The sequence below is a fragment of the Micromonospora sp. NPDC047187 genome, assembly GCF_040643355.1.
Classification (GTDB): Bacteria; Actinomycetota; Actinomycetes; order Mycobacteriales; family Micromonosporaceae; genus Micromonospora; species Micromonospora salmantinae.
Genome location: NZ_JBEYUF010000015.1, coordinates 47,101 through 63,995, shown reverse-complemented (window position 1 = coordinate 63,995; position 16,895 = coordinate 47,101). Strand labels below are relative to the sequence as shown.

Annotated in this window: 16 protein-coding genes; 9 read left to right on the top strand and 7 right to left on the bottom strand. The window is 71.4% G+C overall.

Annotated elements, in window-relative coordinates; all coding sequences use genetic code 11:
* The first annotated feature begins 1 nt into the window (after position 1).
* A complete protein-coding gene (locus ABZ794_RS22590) occupies positions 2–418 on the top strand; it encodes a hypothetical protein (protein WP_210786220.1) in 417 nt (138 codons plus the stop codon).
* 24 nt (positions 419–442) lie between these two features.
* On the opposite strand, the gene ABZ794_RS22585 is transcribed toward ABZ794_RS22590, so the two are convergent.
* Positions 443–1,315 carry an aldo/keto reductase gene (locus ABZ794_RS22585; RefSeq protein ID WP_357517385.1) on the bottom strand — a complete coding sequence of 291 codons (873 nt, stop codon included), beginning with the start codon at positions 1,313–1,315 and terminating at the stop codon, positions 443–445.
* A gap of 242 nt (positions 1,316–1,557) precedes the next feature.
* Here ABZ794_RS22585 and ABZ794_RS22580 point away from each other — a divergent pair, with 242 nt between their 5' ends.
* The 4 genes from ABZ794_RS22580 to ABZ794_RS22565 all read left to right on the top strand — a co-directional run bounded on the left by ABZ794_RS22580 (position 1,558) and on the right by ABZ794_RS22565 (position 5,964).
* A complete protein-coding gene (locus ABZ794_RS22580; RefSeq protein ID WP_357517383.1) occupies positions 1,558–1,920 on the top strand; it encodes a YciI family protein in 363 nt (120 codons plus the stop codon).
* Between the two features lie 132 nt (positions 1,921–2,052).
* A complete protein-coding gene (locus tag ABZ794_RS22575; protein WP_357517381.1) occupies positions 2,053–3,435 on the top strand; it encodes an FAD-binding protein in 1,383 nt (460 codons plus the stop codon).
* A 199-nt stretch (positions 3,436–3,634) separates the two neighbouring features.
* Positions 3,635–5,083 carry a pyruvate kinase gene (gene pyk / locus ABZ794_RS22570; RefSeq protein WP_210786217.1) on the top strand — a complete coding sequence of 483 codons (1,449 nt, stop codon included), beginning with the start codon at positions 3,635–3,637 and terminating at the stop codon, positions 5,081–5,083.
* On the top strand, positions 5,080–5,964 hold the full coding sequence (locus tag ABZ794_RS22565; protein ID WP_210786216.1) for an acyl-CoA thioesterase II: 885 nt from the start codon (positions 5,080–5,082) through the stop codon (positions 5,962–5,964). Before pyk ends, ABZ794_RS22565 begins: the two co-directional genes overlap by 4 nt.
* A gap of 45 nt (positions 5,965–6,009) precedes the next feature.
* On the opposite strand, the gene ABZ794_RS22560 is transcribed toward ABZ794_RS22565, so the two are convergent.
* Positions 6,010–6,678 (bottom strand): YceI family protein, encoded by a 669-nt coding sequence (locus ABZ794_RS22560; protein WP_210786215.1) that lies wholly within the window; start codon positions 6,676–6,678, stop codon positions 6,010–6,012.
* Positions 6,679–6,969: 291 nt separating this feature from the next.
* Here ABZ794_RS22560 and ABZ794_RS22555 point away from each other — a divergent pair, with 291 nt between their 5' ends.
* Complete coding sequence (locus tag ABZ794_RS22555; RefSeq protein WP_210786214.1) at positions 6,970–7,434, top strand: Rrf2 family transcriptional regulator; 465 nt, start codon at positions 6,970–6,972, stop codon at positions 7,432–7,434.
* A 226-nt stretch (positions 7,435–7,660) separates the two neighbouring features.
* The gene (locus ABZ794_RS22550) at positions 7,661–8,653 is read left to right on the top strand and encodes a sulfite exporter TauE/SafE family protein (RefSeq protein WP_357517441.1); all 993 of its coding nucleotides are present in this window, start codon (positions 7,661–7,663) and stop codon (positions 8,651–8,653) included.
* Between the two features lie 31 nt (positions 8,654–8,684).
* Here the strand turns inward: ABZ794_RS22550 and ABZ794_RS22545 are convergent, their stop codons facing one another.
* Entirely contained in the window at positions 8,685–10,145 is a 1,461-nt protein-coding gene (locus ABZ794_RS22545) for a pyridoxal-dependent decarboxylase (protein ID WP_357517377.1), read from the bottom strand.
* Positions 10,146–10,365: 220 nt separating this feature from the next.
* On the opposite strand from ABZ794_RS22545, the gene ABZ794_RS22540 reads away from it, so the two are divergent.
* Positions 10,366–12,612: a cellulose binding domain-containing protein gene (locus tag ABZ794_RS22540; protein ID WP_357517375.1), complete on the top strand. Its 2,247-nt coding sequence runs from the start codon at positions 10,366–10,368 to the stop codon at positions 12,610–12,612.
* Between the two features lie 200 nt (positions 12,613–12,812).
* Here the strand turns inward: ABZ794_RS22540 and ABZ794_RS22535 are convergent, their stop codons facing one another.
* Positions 12,813–13,823, bottom strand: a complete 1,011-nt coding sequence (locus ABZ794_RS22535) for an LLM class flavin-dependent oxidoreductase (protein WP_181545351.1) — start codon at positions 13,821–13,823, stop codon at positions 12,813–12,815.
* A 72-nt stretch (positions 13,824–13,895) separates the two neighbouring features.
* Positions 13,896–14,375 (bottom strand): Lrp/AsnC family transcriptional regulator, encoded by a 480-nt coding sequence (locus tag ABZ794_RS22530; protein ID WP_210785920.1) that lies wholly within the window; start codon positions 14,373–14,375, stop codon positions 13,896–13,898.
* A gap of 83 nt (positions 14,376–14,458) precedes the next feature.
* On the opposite strand from ABZ794_RS22530, the gene ABZ794_RS22525 reads away from it, so the two are divergent.
* Positions 14,459–15,637, top strand: a complete 1,179-nt coding sequence (locus ABZ794_RS22525; RefSeq protein WP_357517373.1) for an aminotransferase class I/II-fold pyridoxal phosphate-dependent enzyme — start codon at positions 14,459–14,461, stop codon at positions 15,635–15,637.
* Between the two features lie 3 nt (positions 15,638–15,640).
* On the opposite strand, the gene ABZ794_RS22520 is transcribed toward ABZ794_RS22525, so the two are convergent.
* Together ABZ794_RS22520 and ABZ794_RS22515 are read right to left on the bottom strand one after the other, a co-directional pair.
* Positions 15,641–16,291 (bottom strand): NAD-dependent epimerase/dehydratase family protein, encoded by a 651-nt coding sequence (locus tag ABZ794_RS22520; RefSeq protein WP_210785918.1) that lies wholly within the window; start codon positions 16,289–16,291, stop codon positions 15,641–15,643.
* Positions 16,292–16,382: 91 nt separating this feature from the next.
* Positions 16,383–16,646, bottom strand: coding sequence for a hypothetical protein (locus tag ABZ794_RS22515; RefSeq protein ID WP_238688135.1), 264 nt, complete (start codon positions 16,644–16,646; stop codon positions 16,383–16,385).
* Positions 16,647–16,895: the final 249 nt, after the last annotated feature.

Sequence of the window (16,895 nt, the reverse complement as noted above, 5' to 3'; positions counted from 1 at the left end):
AGTGACCGACAGCGACACCGCAGCCCGGCTGCCCGTCCGGCTGACCATCAACCCCCGGCAGCGGCAGCCTCCGTCGGTCGACCTGCTGACCTGGATCCACCGCCGCCCCGAGTACCGGCCGGGAGTCCGTCCGGCCGGCGGCGGCGGTGGCCGGCCGGGCTTCAGCGACGCAGTGATCATCGCGGTGCTGGCCCAGGGGCTGCTCCCGGGGCTGTTCAACCTCTTGCAGTCCTGGGTGGACCAACAGCGCACCGAGGCCAGCATCCGGATCCAGACCGGGGACACCGAGGTGGAGTTGCAGGTGAGCGGTCGGACCGACTCCGCTCGCCTGCTGGCCCAGGCGACCGAGGCGCTACGCGCCGCCCGGGAGCCCGGTCCGGAGCGGGGTTCGGAGCCCGGCCCGGACGCCGCCGGATGACCCGACGGCGTCCGGAGCGGTGGGTCAGCTCGCCTTGGCGAGCGCCTCGAACTCGTCGTCGGTGAGCCGCACGTCGGCCGCGCCGACGTTCTCCTCCAGGTGCGCCACCGAGGACGTGCCAGGGATCGGCAGCATCACCGGCGAGCGGCGCAGCAGCCAGGCCAACGCGAGCTGCGCGGGTGACGCGCCGTGCGCGGTGGAGATGGCGTCCAGCGGGCCACCCGGGCGGGCCAGCTCACCGGTGGCGATCGGGAACCACGGGATGAACGCGAGGTCGTTGCGCTCGCAGAACTCCAGCACGTCCTCGGCGCTGCGGTTGGCGAGGTTGTACAGGTTCTGCACCGACGCGATCGTGGTGATCGCCCGGGACTCCCCGATCTGCGCGACGCTCACCTCGGACAGCCCGATGTGCTGGATCTTGCCTTCCTCCCGCAGCAGGGCCAGCTCACCGAGCTGGTCGGCGAGCGGCACCAACGGGTCGATCCGGTGCAGCTGGTACAGCGGGATGCTGTCCAGGCCGAGGTGACGCAGGCTCAGCTCGCACTGCTGGCGCAGGTACTCCGGGCGGCCCAGCGCCCGCCAGTCGCCGGGGCCGGAGCGGCTCAGCCCGGCCTTGGTCGCGATCACCAGGTCGTCGGCGTACGGGTGCAGCGCCTCCCGGATCAGCAACTCCGACACGAACGGCCCGTACGAGTCGGCCGTGTCGATGAACGTCACGCCCAGCTCGACCGCACGGCGCAGCACGCGAACCGCCTCGGCCGGGTCCTTCGGGTCACCCCAGACACCCGGGCCGGTGATCTGCATTGCCCCGTAGCCGAGCCGGTTGACCGTGACGTCGCCGCCGATCCGGTACGTGCCGGACGCCTTCGCGGGCTGCTCACTGATATTTGTCGCCATTGCCCGATCCCCAATCGTCTCGTCGTGGCGAGCGTGGACAGCGCGGGCGTGAAGAGCCCACCCGCCACCGATGGATCATCCCCCGGAACCTCGCCGCCATGCCGCCGGTCGGCCGAGTGTGGGCGCGGACACGCCGTCAGCGCGCCGAACCGAGTTGCCGGGAAGCGCCCGGTACGACCGGGGTGTCCGTGCGACGCTGGCCGGAGCCGGTGCGTTCCGGCGCGACGGCGGAGGGAGCACCCATGGGAGTGCCACAGGTCAACTTCGCGCTCGACACGTACGAGTGCATCGTGATCTATCCCGGCGCGGCCGGGCGGGCCCTGCCCGCGGAGACCGTGCAGCGGTTGCAGGCCGAGCACGCCGAACACATGCAGGCGTTGCAGCGACGCCGCATCGTCCTGGTCGCCGGCTCGGTGGACGGGCCGGCGCGCGAGCCGGATCCGCCGATCGGCTTCGGGCTGGCCCGCACCGGCAGCGTCGACGATGTCCGCAGCGTCCTGGAGGCCGACCCGGCGGTGCAGGCCGGGCTCTACCGGGTGGAGGTGCTGACCTTCCTCTGCCCGGCCGGTTCCCTGGAGTTCCCGCTGGTCAAGGCGGGCAGCTGAGCCGCCGGTCCATCGGTGGCTGTCGTGATGATGACGGCGCTCGCCCGCCTGCCGGTGTTACGGTCGCGCCCAGCGCGGGCCGCCGCCGGGGCGTACCCGGTGTCGTGGGTCGGCCCCGGTCGAGGAGTCGCCATGCTCTCCGCCGCCACCCCCGATGTCGCCTCCGCCGCCGCCCGACTGCGTGCCCTGCTCGGCGACCGGCTGCACGAGCCGGGCGATCCGGGTTACGCCACCACCACCCGGCTCTGGAACGGCGCTGTGGCGCGCACGCCCGCGCTGGTCGCCAGGTGCCAGGATTCCGACGAGGTGGCCGAGGCGGTCCGCATCGCCAACCGGTGCCACCTGCCCCTCTCGGTCCGCTCCGGAGGGCACGACTGGGCCGGTCGGGCGCTGCGCGACGGCGCTCTGGCGCTCGACCTGACCGGGCTGCGCGCCGTTCGGGTCGATCCGGACGCGGCCTCGGTGACCATCGGCGGCGGCACCACGGCGGCCGAGCTGCTCGCCGCCGCCCGCCCGTACGACCTGGTGGTCCCCACCGGCGTGGTCGGCGCCGTGGGGATGGCCGGGCTCACCCTCGCCGGCGGGTACGGCCCGCTGTGCGGCCGGTTCGGTCTGGCAGTGGACAGTCTGCTCGGCGCGGAGGTGGTTCTCGCCGACGGCCGCCGGGTCACCGCCGACCCCCGGCACGACGCCGAGCTGTACTGGGCGCTGCGCGGCGGCGGTGGCAACCTCGGCATCGTCACCGAGCTGCGCTTCCGCGCGCACCGGCTGCCCGGCGTGCTGGCCGGCATGATCATGTTCGCGCTCTCCGAGGCACCGGCCGTGCTGCGCGGCTACGGCGCACTGGTCGCCGAGGCGCCGGACGAGCTGACCGTGATGGCCGGCTTCCTGCCCGGCCCGGCCGGCGAGCCGGTGATTTTCGTCTGCCCGTTCTACAGCGGTCCCGACCTGGACGCCGGGTCGCCGTGGATGGACCGGCTGCGCGCGCTGGGCACCCCGCTGGTCGACCAGATCGGCCCGATGCCGTACGCGGACGCGCTGCGGATGTTCGACGGTGGGATGGTCGACGGCAACCACTATCTGCTGCGGACCCGGTGGTTGCCCACGCTCACCGACGGCGCGGTGGACACGCTCGTCGACGCGGCCCGGCAGGTCACCTCACCGTTCTCCGCGCTGGCCGTGCACCACTTCCACGGCGCGGCCACCCGGGTCCGACCCGCCGACACGGCGTTCGGGCTGCGCACCGATCACCTGATGGCCGAGATCATCGCGGTGTGGGCGCCCGGCGACCAGGCCGGTCCGCACCGCGAGTGGGCCGAGCGGACCTCTGCGGCGCTCGCCCCGCAGGCCCTGCCCGGTGGTTACCCCAACCTGCTCGCCCCGGAGGAGACCGACCGGGTCCGGCTCGCCTACGGCGCGAACTGGGCGCGGCTGCGCCACGCCAAGCGCCGCTACGACCCCCGCTACCTGCTGCACGCGGTGCCCACCCTGCCACCCCCGGAGCGCCCGCGGTGAGCCGCCGCCGGGAGCACCCCGACAGCGCACGCCAACAGAGGCGTACGATTCCCGGCGCGCGGTCGCTGATGCCCGTCGCCACAACGTTCCCGGTGCGGTTCCGCCCGCCGGCCCGACGCGCACCGCGCGTCGTTGGACACCTGTTCCACTGCCTGCAAGGGGTCGGCCCCGAGTCCGACCTGAAGGAGAGACTAGCCTGATGGGCGTGACACGCCGCGCGAAGATCGTCTGCACTCTTGGTCCCGCCACCTCGTCCCCGGAGCGCATCCGGGGTCTCGTCGAGGCCGGCATGAACGTGGCGAGGCTCAACTTCAGCCACGGCAGCCACGCCGACCACGAGGCGGTCTACCGACTGGTCCGGGAGGCGTCGGAGGCGACGGGTAAGCCGGTCGCCGTCCTCGCCGACCTGCAAGGCCCCAAGATCCGGCTCGGTCGGTTCGCCGACGGCCCGCACGAGTGGCGCACCGGTGACTCGGTCGTGATCACCGGCGACGACGTGATCGGCACCAAGGAGCGGGTCTCCTGCACCTACACGAAGCTGCCCCACGAGGTGAAGCCCGGCGACCGGCTGCTGATCGACGACGGCCGGGTCGCCGTCGAGGTCACCGACGTCACCGGCAACGACATCCGCTGCCTCGTCACCGAGGGTGGCCCGGTCTCCAACAACAAGGGCGTGTCGCTGCCCAACGTGGCGGTCAGCGTGCCCGCCATGTCGGACAAGGACGCCGAGGACCTGCGCTTCTCCCTGGGTCTCGGCGTCGACCTGGTCGCGCTCTCCTTCGTCCGCTCCGCCGAGGACATCAAGCTCGTCCACAACATCATGGCCGAGGAGGGCGTGTTCCGGCCGGTGCTCGCCAAGGTCGAGAAGCCGGAGGCGGTGGAGCACCTGGAGGCCATCGTGCTGGCCTTCGACGGCGTCATGGTCGCCCGCGGCGACCTCGGCGTCGAGATGCCGCTGGACGAGGTCCCGCTGGTGCAGAAGCGCGCCGTGCAGCTGTGCCGGGAGAACGCCAAGCCCGTCATCGTGGCCACCCAGATGCTCGACTCCATGATCGAGAACTCCCGCCCCACCCGGGCGGAGGCCTCCGACGTCGCCAACGCGGTGCTCGACGGCGCGGACGCGGTGATGCTCTCCGGCGAGACCAGCGTCGGCAAGTACCCGGTGCTCACCGTCAGCACCATGGCCAAGATCGTGACGACCACCGAGGCCGGTTCCATCGGCGTGCCGCGGTTGCAGCACGACCCGCGTACCCACGGTGGCGCCCTCACCGTCGCCGCCTCGTCGATCGCCCGGGCCATCAACGCCAAGGCGCTCGTCGCCTTCTCGCAGACCGGCGACACCGTGCGACGGCTGTCCCGCCTGCACTGCGACCTGCCGCTGCTGGCCTTCACGCCGGTCCCCGAGGTGCGCGACCAGCTCGCCCTCACCTGGGGCGTGGAGACCTTCCTGATGCCGTTCGTGCAGCACACCGACGACATGTTCCGCCAGGTCGACCAGGCGCTGCTCGGCCTCGACCGGGCCAACCCCGGTGACTACGTGGTGATCGTCGCGGGTAGCCCGCCCGGCACCCCCGGCTCGACCAACACGCTGCGCGTACACCAGCTCGGCTCGCTGGTCGACGCCGCGTCGGCGCGGGCCCTGCAGTGAGCGACGGTCGGGTCGCGGTCGGCCAGGCGGCGGTGGACCAGCTGCTGGAAGTGCTGGACCTCGACCCGACCGGGGAGATGACCTTCCGGGGGATGAGCCCCCCGGTCGGTCCACAACGGGTGTACGGCGGCCAGGTCGCCGGTCAGGCCCTGGTCGCCGCCGGCCGCACCGTCGACCCGGAGCGGTTCGTGCACTCGCTGCACGGCTACTTCGTCCGCCCCGGCGACCCGGTCGAACCGATCGCGTACGAGGTGGAGAACATCCGCGACGGCCGGTCCTTCTCGGTCCGCCGCGCGGTCGCCCTCCAGCACGGCAAGCCGATCTTCTTCATGTCGGCGTCGTTCCAGCGGGCCGAGGAGGGGCTGGACCACCAGGCCCCGGCCCCGCTGGACGTGCCCCCGCCGCAGGAGGTGCCGACGATGACCGACCGGCTCTCCCGCTACCCGGAGCGGCTGGGCATCTGGGGCCAGATCCCACGACCGATCGACGTGCGCTACGTGGGCGAGCCCGGCTGGGTCCGCCCCGGCGACCGGCCCGCCGACCCGCACCAGCGCGTCTGGATGCGCATCGACGGCAAACTGCCCGACGACCCCCTGCTGCACGCCTGCGCGCTCACCTACGCCTCGGACCTCACCCTGCTGGACTCGGTGCTCTCCGCGCACGGCGAGGTGTGGGGGCCGGGCGGGTTGGTCGGCGCGAGCCTGGACCACGCGCTGTGGTTCCACAGGCCGTTCCGGGCCGACGAGTGGTTCCTCTACGACTGCCTCAGCCCGTCGGCGTCCGGCGCGCGTGGGCTGGCCACCGGCCGGATGTTCACCACTGACGGCCAGCAGATCGCCAGCGCCGTCCAGGAAGGTCTGCTGCGCCGCGTCGGCGCCTGACGTTGCCGCTCGTCCCCGCCAGGCAACTGGCGGGGATGACGTGGTTCAGGGCTGGTAGATGGCTTCGCCGGCGATCTCGATCTGCACCGTCTTGCCGACCAGCACCCCGCCGCTCTCCAGGACGACATTCCAGAGCAGGCCGTAGTCCTCACGGTTCATCTCGGCCGTCGCGCTGAATCCGAAGATGTTCTGCCCGTACGGATCCTGACGAGCGCCACCAAAATTCACCTCCAGGTCGACGGCCCGGGTGATCCCCTTCACGGTCAACTCACCGGTAAGAACGAATCGCCCGGGAATACCGTCGGACTGCGGCGGAACAATGTGACTTCGGCCTCGTCCGCCCAACCGGTGGTTGCGCAGACGCGCCCACTGGAATATGGGGTCCTCGTTGCCCTGCCACCTAATGCCCGTGCTTCGATATTCGAGGGTGGGAAAACGCTCGACGTCGAGGAAGTCGGCACTCTTCAGATGCGTGTCCCGGTCGACACTTCCGGTGGTGATGCTGGCCGACATGATGGTGGCCGTCACCGAGGACAGCAGCGGGTCCTCCGCCACGAAAATCTCCGCCGTGGCCTCGGCGAACTCGCCGCGCACCGGGCTCACCATCATGTGCCGGGACAGGAAACCGATCCGCTTGTGCGCCTGATCGAGAAGATAGGAGCCGGCCACCGGGATGGTCATGCCGTCCCAGGTGCGTGTGGCGATATCGGTCATCGTGTTGCCTTCCCCCCGAGCACACCCGGGTGTTTATCAATATGTTGCTCGCGGCCGGGTAAACGGCCGGACATTCGTACTCCCGCCCAGCATAGGGACGCTCCGGACCGGCATTTCGGCCGCCACCGTACGGTGGATCATGACGTACTTCACCATTCCCTGCCGGCGGCCGTTCATCGGTCCCGGCTGGCGACCCGGACGGGCGTCAGCGGCGCTACTTCCCATCGATGCGTGGCCGATCGGCCGAGGGTCGCCCGCCCGCCCGGCTGACCAGCGACTAACCTTGCCGACATGCGCCTCTCCGCTCGGGTCGACTATGCCCTCCGCGCGGCCGCCGAGCTTGCCGCGACGGCCAGCGGCCCCGGGCGCGGCCGGCCGGTGACGGCCGACCAGATCGCCCGCGCCCAGGAGATCCCGCCGAAGTTCCTGGAGAGCATCCTTCTGCAGCTGCGCCGGGGCGGCATCGTGCACGCTCAGCGTGGCCCGGAGGGCGGCTACTGGCTGGCCCGCCCCGCCGGGGAGATCTCCCTCGCCGAGGTCATCCGGGTGATCGACGGGCCTCTCGCCCACGTACGCGGGCAACGCCCCGAGCAGCTCGGCTACCACGGCCCGGCCCACGCCCTCCAGGAGGTCTGGATCGCGCTACGGGCAAGCGAGCGGGAGATCCTGGAGCTGGTCAGCGTCGCCGACGTGGCCGCCGGCACCCTGCCCGCACGGGTCACCGAGCTGGCCGCCGACCCACGCGCCTGGATCTGAGCGCCGGCTCGCCTCCCGGCTCCACGTCACCTGGTCGCTGCCTTCTTCGCCTGGATCTGCACGCCGGCTAGGTTCCGCCGCTCGGTTCCCGGCCTCGCGCCACGGGCCGCCGACCCGGCGCACCGCCCGGCGCGTCCCATCCACCGATCGGGGGCTTGACCCCGGCTGCCCCATCCCGCATTGTCGACCAAGTCGATAGGAGATGCCGAAAAGTCTGGGGGCGCTCGTGCGCAAGCTGTTGGTCCTCGCTCTGGTCGGGCTCGTCGCGCAACTGATCGATGGTTCGCTCGGCATGGCATACGGCTTGACCTCGTCCACTCTGCTGCTGGTCGCCGGAGTCGCCCCGGCCGCCGCCTCGGCATCGGTGCACCTGGCCGAGATCGGCACCACGCTCGCCGCCGGGGTCGCGCACTGGCGGTTCGGCAACGTCGACTGGCGGGTGGTGACCCGCATCGCCCTACCCGGCGCTGTCGGCGCCTTCGCCGGCGCCACACTGCTCAGCTCGATCTCCACCGAGGCCGCCGCACCGTGGATGGCCGGCATTCTCTTCACGCTCGGCGCGTACCTCCTGATCCGCTTCGCCAGGCCACTGCGCACCGACCGGGTCGGCGGACGGCTCCGCAGTCGTTTCCTCGGCCCCCTGGGCCTGGTCGCCGGCTTCGTCGACGCGACCGGTGGCGGCGGATGGGGCCCGGTGGCCACCCCCGCGCTGCTGGTCTCCGGCCGCATGGAACCCCGCAAGGTGATCGGCTCGGTCGACACCTCCGAGTTCGTCGTGGCCGGCGCGGCCAGCATCGGCTTCCTGATCGGGCTGGGCTCGGAGGGATTCCTGCTCCCCACCGTCGCCGCACTGCTCATCGGCGGGCTCATCGCCGCCCCGCTGGCCGCCTGGCTGGTCCGAATCGTGCCCGCCCAACTGCTCGGCGCGGCAGTCGGCGGCGTGATCGTGCTGACCAACGCCCGCACCCTGATCCGCTCCGCCGAACTGGACGGTCCGGCCCGCCCCGCCCTGTACGCCCTGCTCGCCGCCGGCTGGCTGGCCGCCCTGGTGTTTGCCGTACGCGCCCTACGCCGTACCCGCCGCGCCCGCGCCGAGGCCGCCGAAGCCGCCGCTGCTCCCGCCGCCGCTGCCGGTGTGCCCGCCGAGGCGTCCGACGCCGCGTCCGCCGGCGAGGTGCCGGCCGATCTGGCCACCACCGGTACGGCCACCCCACGCTGAACCCCGGTTGCGCCCACCCGCCGATGCCGGGTTAGGGCGTGAGCAGGGTGTCGGCCACCTCGGAGAGCAGGCTCCAGGCTTCGTCGATGTGCGCTTCGGTGCTCTGGGGTGAGCCGACCGCCAGCCGCAGCGTGTAGCGGCCGGCGACCCGGGTGTGCGTGAGGTGCACCCGTCCGGTGGCGTTCACCGAGGCCAGCAACGCCGCGTTGGTGTCGTCGTCGGCGCACAGTCGGAAGCAGACCAGTGAGAACGGGTGTGCCGCTGCCAACTCGAACCGGTCGTCGGCGCGGACCCGCTCGGCGAACCGTTCGGCCAGCGCCACCCCGGAGCGGATGTGTGCCCGCAGCCCTTCGGCGCCGTACCAGCGCAGCACGAACCACAGCTTGAGGGACCGGAACCGCCGGCCCAGCGGCACCTGCCAGTCCCGGTAGTCGATCACCGCGCCGGATTCGGAGGCCGCGTTGCGCAGGAACTCCGGCAGTACGGTCAGCGCCTCGATCAGTTCGGCCCGGTCGGCCACCCAGAACGCGTCGCAGTCGAAGCCGGTGAGCAGCCACTTGTGCGGGTCGAAGCAGTAGGAGTCGGCGTACTCCAGGCCGGCGTGCGTCCAGCGCAGTTCGGGGCAGACGGCGGCGGCGCCCGCGTACGCGGCGTCCACGTGCAGCCAGATCCCGTACTCGGCGCAGATGGCCCCGATCTCCGGCAGCGGGTCGACGGCGGTGGTGGAGGTGGTGCCGATGGTCGCCACCACGATGGCCGGCACGTCACCGGCGGCCAGGTCGGCCTCGATGGCGGCCCGCAGCGCGCCCGGCAGCATCGCCTGGGTGTCCGGGCTCACCTCGATCGACCGGATTCCGTCGCTGCCCAGCCCGGCGATCCGTACCGCCTTCTCGATGGACGAGTGCCCGTGGACGGAGGTGTACGCGCGGTAACGCCGGTCGATGCCGGTGTGCCGCCAGCGGCCGCCGCTGGCCCGGTGCAGTGCGGTCAGGGTGGCCACGAGCGTCGCCGAGGAGGCCGAGTCCTGGATGACCCCACCGCCGGCGCCGGTGGAGCGGAACCGCTGTGGCAGGTCCATCAGGTGGGCCAGCCAGTCCATCATCACCGTCTCCAGCTCGGTGCAGGCCGGACTGGAGGCCCAGAGCATCCCTTGGACGCCGAGCCCGGAGCTGACCAGGTCGCCGAGCACACTCGGGCCGGAGGTGTTGCCGGGGAAGTAGCCGAAGAAGCCGGGGTGCTGCCAGTGGGTCAGCCCCGGTACGACGATCGAGTCCAGGTCGGCGAGGATCGCCTCGACCGGTTCGCCGCCGGTGGTGGGTGGCTCGCGGGGCAGGGCGGCGGCCACCGTGCCCGGGGGGTCGGCCGGGGCGACCGGTCGTTGCTCCACTGTCGCCCAGTAGTCGGCGATCCAGTCGACGACGGCGTGGCCTGCTCGACGGAACTCGTCAGGGTCCATGTGGTGAGCGCTCACCCCGACGAGTTGATCAGGCATCGATCGCTAGGGCAAGACCCGAAGGAAGTAACAACCATCGATGTTGCATGGCGGAAAGCGCTTGCCTTACGATGCGCGGTGAGTCGGATCCGTGAGTTCCAGGGCGTTTCACCCCGATCAGATCGCCGTCCGCCGCCGTCGCGGTGGGTCGGGTCCACTGTGCTTCCCGGGCAGGGCCGGTGGGTCGAAGCGATCATCACCGGATCCCCGGAGGCAGTGCATGCACCCGTCCAGACATCGGCTGATCCTGCTCGCCGCCACGACGGCGGCCACCGTCGTGGCCGGCACCCTCGGCACGGTCGTCGCCTCGGCCGCCGCCGTCGGCTGCCGGATCGACTATCAGATCACCAACCAGTGGCAGGGCGGCTTCGGCGCCAACGTCACAGTCACCAACCTCGGCGACCCGGTCAACGGGTGGACCGTCACCTGGTCGTACGCCGCAGGCCAACAGGTCACCCAGGCGTGGAACGCCACCGTCACCCAGACCGGCGCGCAGGTGACCGCGCGCAACGTCGACCACAACACCGCCATCGCCACGAACGGCAGCGCGTCGTTCGGCTTCAACGGTTCGTGGACCGGCAGCAACCCGGTGCCGGGCAGCTTCGCGCTCAACGGCACCACCTGCACCGGAGCGCCACCCACCGACGAGCCGACCACCCCGCCACCCACCACCCCGCCACCCACCACGCCACCTCCGACCACGCCGCCGCCGTCGACCGGCGTGGTACAGATGGAAAAGCTGGACCGAGGGCTGATCAGCGTCCGCTCCGGCAACGGCAACCTGGTCTCCTGGCGCCTGCTCGGCACCGAAACCTCCGGGGTCGCGTTCAACCTCTACCGGGGATCCACCAAGGTCAACGCCAGCCCGATCACCGGCGCCACCAACTACCTCGACAGCGGCGCGGCGGCCGGCTCGGCGTACACCGTGCGGGCCGTGGTGGGCGACACCGAGCAGGCGGCGTCGGCGTCGGCGTTGCAGTTCGGCGCGGGCTACCTGGACGTGCCGTTGCAGGTCCCGGCCGGGGGGAGCACCCCCAGCGGCGAGAGCTACTCGTACAGCGCCAGCGACGCCTCCGTCGGTGACCTCAACGGCGACGGCAACTACGAGATCGTGCTCAAGTGGGAACCGTCGAACGCCAAGGACAACTCCCAGTCCGGCTACACCGGCAACGTCTACGTCGACGCGTACACACTCACCGGCACCCGGTTGTGGCGGATCGACCTGGGCCGCAACATCCGGGCCGGCGCCCACTACACCCAGTTCCAGGTGTACGACTACGACGGCGACGGCCGCGCCGAGGTGGCGATGAAGACCGCCGACGGCACCCGCTCCGGCACCGGTCAGCTCATCGGCTCGTCGTCGGCGGACCACCGCAACTCCAGCGGTTACGTGCTCTCCGGCCCGGAGTACCTGACCATGTTCAACGGGCAGACCGGCGCGATCGTCTCCACAGTCAACTACGATCCGCCGCGCGGCACCGTGTCGTCCTGGGGCGACTCGTACGGCAATCGGGTGGACCGTTTCCTCGCCGGCACCGCGTACCTGGACGGGCAGCGCCCCTCGCTGATCATGGCCCGGGGTTACTACACCCGCGCGGTCATCGCCGCCTGGGACTTCCGCAACGGCACTCTGACCAAGCGCTGGACGTTCGACTCGAACTCCTCCGGCAACGGCGCCGCCGCCGGTCAGGGCAACCACCAACTCTCCGTGGCCGACGTCGACGCCGACGGTCGCCAGGAGATCGTGTACGGGGCCGCCACCATCGACGACAACGGCCGCCTGCTCCACTCGACTGGCAACGGCCACGGCGACGCCATGCACGTGGGGGACCTGGACCCGGGCCGCGCCGGCCTGGAGGTGTTCAAGGTCGACGAGGACGCCAGCAAGCCCAGTTCCTACTTCGCCGACGCCCGTACCGGTCAGGTCCTCTGGTCCACGCCGGCGTCCGGCGACAACGGCCGGGGCGTCTCCGCAGACATCTGGGCGGGCAGCCCCGGCGCGGAGTCGTGGTCGTCAGCGGTCGCCGGGCTGGCCAACACCAGGGGGCAGAACGTCGGACGCAAACCGTCCTCGGCCAACTTCCTCGCCTGGTGGGACGGCGACCCGGTGCGGGAACTGCTCGACGGCACGAAGATCGACAAGTACGGCACCGGCGGTGAGACCCGGCTGCTCGACGGCAGTCAGGTGGCGTCCAACAACGGCACCAAGTCCACGCCGACGCTCTCCGGCGACATCCTGGGCGACTGGCGCGAGGAGGTGATCTGGCGGACCACCGACAGCCGGGCGCTGCGCATCTACAGCACACCCACCCCGACCAGCACCCGGATCTACACCCTGATGCACGACCCGCAGTATCGGGTGGCGATCGCGTGGCAGAACACCGCCTACAACCAGCCGCCGCACCCGGGGTTCTTCATCGGCAACGGAATGGGCACCCCACCCACACCGGACATCCACCTACGTTGATGCAACCCCTGGCGGTCCCGAGCGGGGTCGCCTAGGGTGGCAGGCACCGGGCCGCAGCCGCGGAATCCGCTCAGCTCCGGCCCGGTGCGCCACACCGCGGCATTCCCAACCCGTCCCGACCGGGAATGCCGTACCACCACCGGCACCAACATTAGGCACCGTCCGGGTCGGCGGGGTGACGCTGACGTGAAGATCGTGTTTCACGCGCTCCGGCGCAGACCGCCCGCCACCTGCTCGGCGATCAACTCGTACGACCGCACCCGGTCCTGCACGTCGTACACCAGCGTGGTCAGCATCAGCTCGTCCGCGCCGGTGCGCTCCACCAGGTCGGTCAGCTGCCGACGCACCGTCTCCGGCGAGCCCATCGCCTGCCCGTCACGGCGCGCCACGACGAACTCCCGCTCGATCTCCGAATACGGGTAGGCCGCCGCCTCGTCGGGCGTGGACAGCGGCTCCGGCCGCCCGGAGCGCAACTTCAGGAACGACAGGGCACTCGGCCCGGCCAACCATTCGGCCCGCTCGTCGGTCTCCGCGCACACCGCGTTGACCGCCACCATCGCGTACGGCTTGTCCAACCACTGCGACGGCCGGAAGTTCTGCCGGTACAGGGCCAACGCCGGCAGGGTGTTCTGCGAGCTGAAGTGGTGCGCGAAGGAGAACGGCAGACCGAGCAGACCGGCGAGCTGGGCGCTGAAACCGCTGGAGCCCAACAGCCACACGGCCGGCTGCTCACCGCGGCCCGGCGTCGCGATGATCTGCCCCGGCTTCTCCCCGCTGAAGTAGTTCATCAGGTCCGTCAGCTCGCGCGGGAAACCCTCCGCCGACAGGCCCTCCATGGTGCGCCGCAACGCCAGCGCGGTCACCTGGTCGGTGCCCGGCGCCCGCCCGATGCCCAGGTCGATCCGACCCGGGTGCAGCGCCTCCAGGGTGCCGAACTGCTCGGCCACCACCAGCGGCGCGTGGTTGGGCAACATCACCCCGCCCGACCCCAGCCGGATCGTCGAGGTGTTCGCCGCCAGGTGCGCCAGCAGCACCGCGGGGGCGGAGCTGGCGATCGCCGGCATGTTGTGGTGCTCGGCCACCCAGAACCGGTGGTAGCCCAACTCCTCGGTGCGCCGGGCCAGCTCGGTGGTGGCCTGCAGCGCCGCGCCGGCGGTGGTGCCCTTGGCGACCGGGGCAAGATCAAGAACAGACAACGGTACGGTGATCACACGGTCAGCCAACCCGTCACCGACCGGCTTTGTTCCAGCATGCGGGTTTTCGTCGGCCACCTCACCCGCCGCTCACCCCATCCCACGCGCCTGCTCGAAGATCAGACTGGTCTGCGTGTGCTGCACCACCGGATCCACCGCCAGATGGTCCAGCACGAAGTCCCGCAACGCGTCGCCGGACGCCGCCCGCACGTGCAGCACGTAGTCCTCCGCACCGGCCACGTGGAACACCGACACCACCCCCGGCAGCCGCACCGACCGGGCCCGGAACGCGTCCACCGCCGCCCGCTCGTGCGCTGTCAACCGCACCGACACCAACGCCTGCAACGGCAGACCGAGCGCCGCCGGATCCACCTCGGCGTGAAAACCACGGATCGCACCACGCTCGCGCAGCGCCCGGGTACGCGTCAGGCACGTCGACGGCGCCACACCCACCCGCTCGGCGAGAGCGTTGTTCGGCAACCGGCCGTCCGCCGCCAGCTCGGTCAGGATCGCGCGATCCACCTCGTCCAGGGCCGAATACGGCCGCAGATCATTCGGCTCAGAGGGCATTGCGCCATCCTCGCCCGAACCCAACACGGAAACCAACCCCACTCACAGAATCATCTGCCGAACCATTGCCCATCAGTCGCCAGATGTTCGACGCTACCGCCATGACAACGATGGACACCCGGGCCGTCCACGCCGGCCGCGACGACCTGCGCACCCTCGGCGTGCACGTACCACCCATCGACCTGTCGACCACCAACCCACTGCCCTCCGTCGACGACGGCGGCGCCGCGTACGAGCAACTCGCCACCGGCGGCACGCTCCCCACCGACGGCGGCGCCGTCTACCAACGGCTCTGGAACCCCACCGTCGCCCGCTTCGAAACCGCCCTCGCCGAACTGGAAGGCACCGCCCAAGCCGTCGCCTTCGCCAGCGGAATGGCAGCCCTCACCGCCACACTGCTCGCCGCCACCCGCGACGACCGCCGGCACGTCGTCGCCGTCCGACCCCTCTACGGCGGCACCGACCACGTCCTCGCCACCGGCCTGCTCGGCACCACAGTCACCTGGACGCGCCCCGACGACGTCGCCGCCGCCATCCGCCCCGACACCGCACTGGTCATCATCGAGACACCCGCCAACCCCACCCTCGACCTGGTCGACATCGCCGCCCTCGCCGCCGCGGCCGGCGACATCCCACTGCTGGTCGACAACACCGTCGCCACCCCCGTCCTGCAACAACCCGCCCGCCACGGCGCCACCCTCGTCCTGCACAGCGCCACCAAGAGCATCGGCGGACACGGCGACGTCCTCGCCGGCGTCGTCGCCTGCGACGACACCTGGGCCATACGGCTACGCCAGGTCCGCGCGGTCACCGGCGCGATCCTGCACCCCCTCGGCGGCTACCTGCTGCACCGCGGCCTGCAAACCCTGCCGCTGCGGGTCCGTGCCCAACAGGCCACCGCCGAAAAACTCGCCGGCTGGCTCGCCGACCACCCCGCCGTACACCGGGTGCACCACCCCTCGGTGCACGACCCGGCGGCGCTGGTCGGGCGGCAGATGTCCGGACCCGGCAGCCTGCTCGCCTTCGAGGTACACGGCGGCGCGCCCGCCGCGGCCGCCGTCGCCGGCGCCTGCCGCCTCATCACCCACGCGGTGTCCCTCGGCGGCGTCGACACCCTCATCCAGCACCCCGCCTCGCTCACCCACCGGCCGGTCGAGGGCGACGCCAAACCCGCCGCCGCCCTGCTGCGACTCTCGGTCGGCCTCGAAGACCCCGAAGACCTCCGCGCCGACCTCGCCCACGCCCTCGACACGATCACCTGACCCTCAGCGCAGCTCGCGGTTGCCCAACACCCGCACCGGCGAACCCTGCCGAGCCACCCGCAACATCGCCCGACCGATCCCGTCGGTGGTGGTGACCTGGTTCGGCAGCAACCGACGCAGCACCGGAAACAGTGGACGGGTGACCGCGTACCCGAACCGGTACCACAGCGTCTTCGACACCGCCCCGTACGTCGGCTGGATGAACCCCGGCCGCGCCGCGAAACCGTTGGGCAGCAGATCCAGGATCGCGTTCTCGGCACGCCCCTTGACCCGCGCCCACATCACCCGACCCCGACCCGACGAATCGGTCCCCTGACCCGAGACGTAGACGAAGGTGACCTGCGGGCTCACCTGCGCGAACAACCGCGCCGCCGCCATCGGGTAGTCGTAGCTGACCCGCGTGTACGCGGCCTCATCCAGACCCAACGAGGACACCCCCAGGCAGTAGAAACACGCGTCGACACCGGTCAACTCGGCCCGCACCGCGTCCAGCTCGCCCACGTCCGCGACCGTCAGCTCCCGCAGCTTCGGATCCCGCACACCAGTCGGCCGCCGACCGACAGTCAGCACCTCCCGCACGTCATCGGCGAGCAGGCACTCGCGCAACACGCCCTGACCGACCATCCCGGTCGCACCGAAGACAACCACCCGCATCAGATCGCACCCCTGTCGCCGCCACCGCCACCGGCCATCCGGCCGCGCGTCAGCCAGGCTGCCACGGTCGGCGTGATCCGCGCGGTACCGGTCAGGACTTGGGGCCGACGTGCCGGTCCAGCGTGGCGACGGCGTCGCGTCGCGCCACCGACAACGAGTTGCGTCGGTTCATCCGCCAGGCGACGCCGAGCAGGTCGAGGCTCCACTGGCAGAGCCCCATGATGTCGGCCGACTCGTTGACGAACATGTAGCGCGGGTAGACGTACGCCTTGCCACGCACCGTCACCCGGTTGGCGAACCGGCAGCCGTCGGAGTGGAACAGCCCACGCAGGAAGTCGCCCGGGTGTGCCGTCACGAGATCGCGCTGCCAGCCGGCCAAGATGATCGGGCGTTCGTGTTTTTTGCCAGGGCCATGCTGAGGGAGCAGGCACGGCCAGTGCTTGCCGGAACTTTGCACGCTGACGCAGCCGACCTGCTGGACGCGCTGCACCCTCGCGGCGAGCACTGCTCGCATAGCGGCGTCACAGGCCTCGATCAGGCCTGGCCACCTGTCGCTGCAGGCGATGCGAAGCACCGGGACCCGGGTGGACGTGACGAGATGACC

Coding starts and splice junctions, on each gene's coding strand:
- ABZ794_RS22555 (WP_210786214.1), top strand. CDS start 6,970: ATGCGCCTCTCCGCTCGGGTCGACTATGCCCTCCGCGCGGCCGCCGAG.
- pyk (WP_210786217.1), top strand. CDS start 3,635: ATGGGCGTGACACGCCGCGCGAAGATCGTCTGCACTCTTGGTCCCGCC.
- ABZ794_RS22545 (WP_357517377.1), bottom strand. CDS start 10,145: ATGCCTGATCAACTCGTCGGGGTGAGCGCTCACCACATGGACCCTGAC.
- ABZ794_RS22560 (WP_210786215.1), bottom strand. CDS start 6,678: ATGACCGATATCGCCACACGCACCTGGGACGGCATGACCATCCCGGTG.
- ABZ794_RS22540 (WP_357517375.1), top strand. CDS start 10,366: ATGCACCCGTCCAGACATCGGCTGATCCTGCTCGCCGCCACGACGGCG.
- ABZ794_RS22525 (WP_357517373.1), top strand. CDS start 14,459: ATGTTCGACGCTACCGCCATGACAACGATGGACACCCGGGCCGTCCAC.
- ABZ794_RS22580 (WP_357517383.1), top strand. CDS start 1,558: ATGGGAGTGCCACAGGTCAACTTCGCGCTCGACACGTACGAGTGCATC.
- ABZ794_RS22530 (WP_210785920.1), bottom strand. CDS start 14,375: ATGCCCTCTGAGCCGAATGATCTGCGGCCGTATTCGGCCCTGGACGAG.
- ABZ794_RS22520 (WP_210785918.1), bottom strand. CDS start 16,291: ATGCGGGTGGTTGTCTTCGGTGCGACCGGGATGGTCGGTCAGGGCGTG.
- ABZ794_RS22575 (WP_357517381.1), top strand. CDS start 2,053: ATGCTCTCCGCCGCCACCCCCGATGTCGCCTCCGCCGCCGCCCGACTG.
- ABZ794_RS22585 (WP_357517385.1), bottom strand. CDS start 1,315: ATGGCGACAAATATCAGTGAGCAGCCCGCGAAGGCGTCCGGCACGTAC.